Annotated in this window: 6 protein-coding genes; all 6 read left to right on the top strand. The window is 32.2% G+C overall.

Features of this window, described 5'->3' with window-relative positions:
* The first annotated feature begins 362 nt into the window (after positions 1-362).
* The 6 genes from AT685_RS07275 (at position 363) to AT685_RS07250 (ending at position 7435) form a co-directional block, all read left to right on the top strand.
* Complete coding sequence (locus tag AT685_RS07275) at positions 363-1517, top strand: hypothetical protein (protein WP_072152125.1); 1155 nt, start codon at positions 363-365, stop codon at positions 1515-1517.
* A complete protein-coding gene (gene cas7i, locus AT685_RS07270) occupies positions 1510-2415 on the top strand; it encodes a type I-B CRISPR-associated protein Cas7/Cst2/DevR (protein ID WP_072152124.1) in 906 nt (301 codons plus the stop codon). The genes AT685_RS07275 and cas7i overlap by 8 nt, the downstream gene beginning before the upstream one ends.
* Complete coding sequence (gene cas5b / locus AT685_RS07265) at positions 2405-3109, top strand: type I-B CRISPR-associated protein Cas5b (protein WP_072152123.1); 705 nt, start codon at positions 2405-2407, stop codon at positions 3107-3109. Before cas7i ends, cas5b begins: the two co-directional genes overlap by 11 nt.
* Positions 3094-5271, top strand: a complete 2178-nt coding sequence (locus tag AT685_RS07260) for a CRISPR-associated helicase/endonuclease Cas3 (RefSeq protein WP_072152122.1) — start codon at positions 3094-3096, stop codon at positions 5269-5271. The genes cas5b and AT685_RS07260 overlap by 16 nt, the downstream gene beginning before the upstream one ends.
* Before the next feature lie 32 nt (positions 5272-5303).
* Positions 5304-5426 (top strand): hypothetical protein, encoded by a 123-nt coding sequence (locus tag AT685_RS08295; RefSeq protein WP_159420502.1) that lies wholly within the window; start codon positions 5304-5306, stop codon positions 5424-5426.
* A gap of 458 nt (positions 5427-5884) precedes the next feature.
* Positions 5885-7435, top strand: a complete 1551-nt coding sequence (locus AT685_RS07250) for a right-handed parallel beta-helix repeat-containing protein (RefSeq protein ID WP_072152121.1) — start codon at positions 5885-5887, stop codon at positions 7433-7435.
* Positions 7436-7690 lie beyond the last annotated feature (255 nt).

Here is a 7690-nt window from a genome sequence, read left to right as displayed (position 1 = left end):
GAATAAAGGGAGCGAGGAGGAGAGAAATGAAATAGGGAAAGTAGAAAGCAAAGTAAAAGAAAGCGAAAATGAAATTCAAAATAAAATTCTTAGTATTAAGGCGAATAAAGATTGGAATGATTTTGTAGAAATGATAAACGATATACGAAATATTTTATCTCAAAAAACTTAATGAAATTAAGGAAGAGTTAAAAAATATCTTTAAAGAAGAGAAAGATAAAAAGATAGAACAAAACATCAATAAAATTGAGAAGAATTTTGAAGAGTTTTTTAATTCAATTGTTGAATTTAAAACTCAGGCTGATTTTTTAGGTAGTTTTTATTTTAACAAAAGTGTAGTTGCAAATCCAAAAGGAAAGAGATTGGGAAGACCCCAAGAATTTAAGGATAAGTATTTACTTCCTGTGATAGGAGTTAAATCTGGAGATATATTGTGTAATTTTTGTGGTAATAAATATTCAGAAAAAAATATTTCAGAACTTGCTGAAGGTGATTTTTCTATTTTGGGTATTAGTAGTAAGAAATTCGCTAATTTCTACCATTATTACAGCAAGGATGGTATTTCTTACAATAGAAAATGCTCTTTATGTCAGTTACTTCTTCTTTGTGCATTTGCAGGTTTTAATTTAAAACCTTTTCCACTGAGGGAATTGGATGGGACAGATTATATTTTTGTAAATTATCCATCTTTTAAAGAAGCATTTTATGTGAACAATAAAATTCAAGAGGAATTTAAGAACTATCAGTTTGGAACGATTACCGAAAGGATTAACACCTATATGAAATCCCTTGAATTAATCTTAACTATTTCAGAAAAAAAGACAAGATGGTTATTGGAAAATACTTACTTTGCAGAAATAAAGACATCGCCGAATAAGAAGGAAGGAAAACCTAAATTTGTATATTTTAATATTGATAAAGCATTTGCCGAAGTATTTAGTGAATTTGATGTCAGGGAGCTTTTTAAAAATCTTTCTTTCAGGTATGAGATTTATAAAAATAATGAAGTATATCTTTCAACGGAAATATTAAAAAGATTGTTAGAGAAAAAACCTTTAATTTATATTGCCTTTAAAATGCTTTCTGAGAAAATCAAGGATAAAGATACTTATTTGCTCCCTATATGGAGCATAATTTTATTAGAATTTTTAATAAACCAAAAGAGGAGGTCAAACATGAGTGCAAAAACATCTTATGGGATATTGAAGGGTATTCAAGAGGCAGGAAGAATTAGTTTTTCACTAGAGGAGATTGATAAGGAGAAGCGATTTCATATTTCTCAAAGGTTTTTAACATTAATCAGAGGAGCAAGAAAGGAAGATTTTTATAATGAACTCCTAAGGCTCTTTGTAGTATATAAAAAACCTGTTCCAGAAACTCTTTTTTCATTGTTAACAGAAAGTGAAGAAGTTTCCTTTCAAGAGAAAGCTTTAGCTTTTTTAACAGGATTTATAAATCCTGAAAGCACAGAAAAACAAGAACTAGAGATAAATAAAAAGGAGGTGAACAATGAATAGACCATCTCTAACAATAACTTATATTGTTAAGGCATTTCCATGTAATTATGATGAAGGGTATGGAAATGTCTCTATAGCAAAAAAGGTTCATAGAGGTAGTGGAGAAACTTATCTTTTTACTTCTCGGCAGGCGTTAAGATATTCTATAGTGAACTGGTTAGTAGAACACAATATATGGAAATATGCACAATTAACACCAGCTGAGGGTGTAATACAATATAATCCTGATCAATTAAGAAAAGAATTTCCAGAAGAAGCAGATCTTTTTGGGTATATGATAACTGCTGGAAAAGGACAACAGGCACAAACAAGAGCAGCGGTCGCTAAATTAACACATTTGATTTCTCTGGAACCATGGTATGGTGATCAGGAGCTTTTGACAAATAAAAATTTTGCGGATAGATTAAAAAGAAATCCTGATATGGCGAACATTGAAACGGGATATAATTATTACAAATATACCCTTTCCGTTGATTTAGATAGAGTCGGTGAAGATAAGAACTTCAACCATCATCTCACAAAGGAAGAAAAAATAAAAAGAGTATGCGACTTGATAGAAGCCACTAAATTCCTATTTCGTGACATACGAGGAAAAAGAGAAAGTTTAATACCTCTCTTTATAATTGGTGGAGTATATCATATAAAATCTCCATTTTTCCATAACGCTGTAAATATAGAGTTTAAAGGTTCTAAACCTTACATAAAATGGGAAGGGATAAAACAAGTCCTTGAAACAGAATATAAGATTGATGAAAAAAATAAAATAAAAATAGAGAATTTCACATTCAAAGGAATCCAAAAAGGAGAATTTGGTGACGATTTGGGCATTAATGAATCCCCTTTTGAGACTTTGGACAAAATTAAAGAGGAGGTAGTAAAGGCATATAATGAACAATAGAATAATAAAACTCAAAACATTCCAGGAAAAAGCAGTTTTTAGGGTTCCATATTCAATGGAAGTAATTGAGACTTATCCATTACCACCCTATTCTACAATTCTTGGTTTAGTTCATAATGTTCTTTCAAGTTCAACCACCATAAATGATATAAATATTTCTGTTCAAGGCAAATATGGGAATTTAGTTCGCGAGTTTATTAGTTATCACAAATATGAAAAGGATAAAAAGGAAGGGAAGCGCTACCCTATTATTGTGACATCTTTAATTGATCTTGAATTGATAATTCATATAAAAATGTCAAATGAAAAACTTCACAGTAAACTTTTATGTTCTCTTTCAAATCCTCCTTACTTTTTATATCTTGGGAGACCTGAAGATTTAATAATTGAGATGAAAGTTTGCGAAAGTGAAGAAATTGAACTTGATCCCTCAAAAACAGAAAAGGGTGGAATAACTCTTCCTTATAATAGTTATATACCTTTTGAAATTGCTCAGTATTTAGAATTAGAGGGAATACCTTATTTAATACCTTCTTACTATCAACTTTTATCTAAACCTACAAAAAAAAGAAAACCTCAAGAAATCTTTAGAAATTTTGAAATGATAAAAGTCAAATATGCTCATGCAGAACAAACAGTTGCGAAAAAATTAAAAATAGATATAGATGGAATACCAATATGGTGGATGAAATAATAGCCAAATCACATCCTCAAAAGACATTGAAAGAACACATTGATGATGTGATGAATGCATTTGATAATTTAAGAAAATTAGCAAATAAGGTGGGGATAAATCTTGGAGAAGAAGATTGGGAGATATTAAAAAAAGCATGCTTTTACCATGATTTTGGTAAAGCAAATTCAGTTTTTCAGAAAAAGATCAGAGAATCTCTCAATCTTTCAGATATCCCACACAATTTTTTATCAATCTTTTTCTTACAAAATAAAAATGAGATACTTTTAAAACTTGTGGCTTTTCATCACTGGAGAGATTTTCCTGATTTGAGAGAAAAGAAAATAGAGGAAATTCGTAATGATATTTCTCGCTATATTTCAAAATTAGAAGAGTATTTCAATAAATCTTTCAACTTGAAGAAAGTTCTTGAATTCAAAAAAGATTTGGAAAAACTTCAGAGATATTATTTTCGGAGAATAGATGGAGGTATTGATTTAGAAAATGAATCAAAATTCGTTATTCTCTTGGGTTTATTAAACAGAATAGATCATTCAGCATCTGCTGGAGTTCCAGTAGAAATTGAACCAATCAATAAATATGAAATAACCAAAAATTTTTTGCTAAAGAAGACTGATAAACCATGGCAGTTATCAGAATTAAGTAAAGTAAGTAAAGATTATAAAAATAAGAATGGAATTGTTATAGCCTCTACAGGAATGGGTAAAACAGAAATGTCTTTATTGTGGAGTAATTCCCAAAAGACTTTTTATACCTTACCTGTAAGAACCTCAGTTACTGCTATGTTTAGAAGATTGAAGGGACTATTTGGAGAGGAGAAAGTTGGATTACTTCATTCAGATGCAATGAGCAATTTATTTTTTGAGGAAAGAAAATTATCAACAGATGATATTTTCTATCATTACGATATGGCTAAAAATTTATCTTATCCATTGATAGTTTCCACAGCTGATCAAATTTTTACTGCAACTTTGAAATATTTGGGTTTTGAGAAAATTTATGCAACTCTTTCCTATTCAAAGGTGATAGTTGATGAGATACAAGCGTATTCACCTCAAACAATGGCTATAATAATCCATGGTTTAAAAGAAATAGCCTCTATAGGTGGCAAATTTTTGATAGTTACAGCTACTTTCCCATCTTTCGTAAGAGATGAACTCCCGCTTGATTTCTCAATAACTAAAATTCCAAATTTAAAAAAGCATAATGTTAAGTTGGTGGATGAACCTTTAGCAGAAAATACCATAAAAAAACTATTGTCAAAATTAATCAGCAACGGAATAGGTAAAATTCTAATTGTGTGTAATACTGTTGAAAAAGCTCAAGAGTTATATAAAATTTTAAAAGAATTTTCACCCTTATTACTTCATTCCAGATTTACGCGGTTTGATAGGAATTTTAAAGAAAATATTGTGCTAAGAGAAGATTTTAAAGGAATTTTAATCTCTACTCAGGTTATTGAAGTTTCACTTGATATTGATTTTGATATTTTAATCACTGAAATGTCTCCTTTGGATGTTTTAGTACAAAGAATGGGCAGAATTTATAGGAGATTTAAAAGTGATGGTGAATTTTATCCCTCAGAACCTAATGTGTATATTTTTACAAAAGACCCCTCAGGAATTGGAACAGTTTATGAAAAGGAGATTATGGAAAAATCTAAAGATTTTCTAAAGAGTGGAATCTTATCTGAAAAAGAAAAGTATCAAATGACGGAACAATTTTATTCTAAAGAAAATATAAAAAATACCAATTATTGGACTAAATTTAATAATGCATTAAAAAGTGTTAAACACTATTCAGTTAATAAAAAAACGGAAGCGCAAGAAGTATTTCGTGATATAAGTCAAATTGAGGTTATTCCAAAATGTTTATTAGATCAGGAGGTCCAAAATGAAGAAATACTAAAGAAACTTAACCTTGAAAAAGATTCTCTTAGAAACATTATTGAAAGAATAAGACTCAAAGATAGAAAAGAAAAAATCTTATTTATGGAACTCATCAAAGATTTTATGGTTCCAATTCCTCTTTATAGGATAAAAGGAAATTCTTTATCCTCTCTTAGTGATCACGTTAAGAATGATGAAATAAAAGAATTTTTGCTTAACATTAAAGTAGTGGATTACAAATATAGCAATACATTTGGTATTTATATGGAGTAAAGGTAAGTGAGACACAATTTGAAGAGTTAAAGTTGAGGTTGAAAAAATTAATAAAGCAGGATAAAGATTCAATTTTGATTTATTCAATGGAGAAGAAGTGGATAGAGAGGGAAATTATAGGTTTAGAAAAGGGGGATACGAATAGAATAATTTAGTTTAAGAAAGGTGCGATAAGTTAGTACTTTGTCGCAGGCTGGGTTTTTTTGCATTTTCCTCCGCGACTAAACTTTAGCTTCGGAAATTTGCTTTTTTCGCTTGAAATTGCTTATTTTTAAAGGGTGAGCATTGAACCAGTGTGGAATTTAAACTAGAGAACTATCTCATAGGGTGCTATATGTGCTAAAAAGTGAGCATTGAACCAGTGTGGAATTTAAACCGTGTTCGAACCTGGATCATACTCAAGATTGTCAGAGTGAGCATTGAACCAGTGTGGAATTTAAACGCGCTTTTAAGGATTTCAATTTTTCCCGCAACCTCTGTGAGCATTGAACCAGTGTGGAATTTAAACTGTCTTGATTTTTTAGTAAGTATTTATTATACTTTACCTGGGTAAACATTTAAATAGATTCGGGATTAAAATAAAGTAAAAAAAGAAAGTAAGGGGGGGTATAAAATGCGGGCTCAAGTAATAAGTGTAAAATTGAGCACTTTTGTTGCAATTTTCTTTATGTTAAGTTTTTCTTTAGTATTATACGGTTGTAAAAGTAAAAACTATATTAGCGGTGTTGATGAAGGAAGTGGTCCCGGAGCAAACAAGGAAACTGGAGGGAAGATTGTTTTAGGGCATGTATTTTATGTTGCACCCTATGGTAACAACTCCAATCCTGGCACTCGTGAACAGCCTTGGGCTACCCCTGGCTATGGCTCACGCCAACTGCAACAAGGGGATACTTTAGTTATTTTGGGCGGTCGTTATATCTTAAGTGAATATGAGGCTGACATCATCACACCAAGATCTGGGACACCTTCAGCATGGATAACCATTAAAGGTGAAGAGGGCAATCGTCCAATTTTGCTTGGTCGGGATAACCTTATAACAGCTGTTAACCTCTCCGGTGTTCAGTATGTTTGTGTGGAAAATCTGGAAATCACTCATGATAGCACGGTAACCGGAGAAGCGACATGGTTTCGCGATGGCGTGGAAATTTTAGGAAATCCATCATCTCATATTATCCTTAAAGATCTTTATATTCACCATATTGATGAATTTGGGATGAACATTCAAGATGTTGAGGACCTTCAGATCATAAATTGCAGGATTGAATATTGTGGTTTTGGCGCTCTTGGTGGTCCCTTAGGAAATTACGGGGGGTGGAGAAATGTAAAGATTCAAAATTGCAGATTATCTTATAGTGGACATTATTATCAAGGTGGAGATGGTTCAAATCGCCCGTATGATCGTCCAGATGGGTTTGGTATAGAACCTTCCCAGGGTCCGGTTTTAATAGAAAACACCGTTGCTGAACACAACGAGGGCGATGGACTTGATTCCAAAGCTGAGAATACAATTATAAAGAGATGTATTGTGCCAAATAATTCATGCGATGGTATTAAACTTTGGGGTTCAGGAAGTAAAATAGAAAATACACTCATATATGGTAGAGGAGATGGCAAAAATGTGCCAACCCCGTGGGGGGCAATTGTAATTGACCAAGTTGAAAAGCCAGACGCTACCTTTGAGATCATCAATGTTACTGTAGATGATGAGCTTGGAGAAGGTTATGTTGCATATGTTCAGTATAGCAGTACTGTTCCGATAAGACTTCTAATTAGAAACACGATCTTTTCAAGCAGGGGAAACGACTCGCCTATTTATATAGGAAACAATGTAACTTTAACTGCGGATCACAATTTATTTTATTTTCCACGGTCAGAGAGGATTCTTGAATACAGGGATCAAGTTTATACTCAAGATAACATTGGACAGCTGGGGGAAGGGAACATTTACGGCGATCCTCTTTTCATTCGGACTGCCTGGGGCTCTGAGGGTGATTATCATCTTAACGATGGAAGTCCTGCAATAGATAAAGGTACGGAAAATTCAGCACCATTAATAGATTTAGATGGAAACCCGAGACCTCAGGGGCAGGGATTTGATATTGGAGCTTATGAGAAAGTAGTAAGCCCAACTTCTGTTCCATGGCGTAGTGTCAAGATCAAATAAAATATCTATGAAGACATAAAGGGTTGTGAGATCTTAGCGATTGGAAGGGAATGTTAAGGGGAAATTTTAATTTTAAGGCATCTCGGTATCCCTGTAAGATAAAAAGTTCAAAGGCATAGCCTTCACGCGAAAATTAGAGTTTTTATTTAGTTGATAAAATTTTTATTGAGGCTAAACTACTCTGTTAATGCTTAAGCAGGTTAAAAAATTTGACAAATTTGTCTGAATTTTGTATATTTTCAATTGAAGACGCAC

Origin of the sequence: Candidatus Kryptobacter tengchongensis, assembly GCF_001458555.1 — a bacterium.
Lineage (GTDB): Bacteria > Bacteroidota > Ignavibacteria > Kryptoniales > Kryptoniaceae > Kryptonium > Kryptonium tengchongense.
The sequence above is the reverse complement of the archived record's forward strand: the minus strand, read 5'-3'. Positions and strand labels throughout refer to the sequence as shown.

Bases quoted from the DNA above. Each gene is read 5' to 3' on its own strand.
- cas7i (WP_072152124.1), top strand. From the start codon at position 1,510: ATGAATAGACCATCTCTAACAATAACTTATATTGTTAAGGCATTTCCA.
- cas5b (WP_072152123.1), top strand. From the start codon at position 2,405: ATGAACAATAGAATAATAAAACTCAAAACATTCCAGGAAAAAGCAGTT.
- AT685_RS07260 (WP_072152122.1), top strand. From the start codon at position 3,094: ATGGTGGATGAAATAATAGCCAAATCACATCCTCAAAAGACATTGAAA.
- AT685_RS07250 (WP_072152121.1), top strand. From the start codon at position 5,885: ATGCGGGCTCAAGTAATAAGTGTAAAATTGAGCACTTTTGTTGCAATT.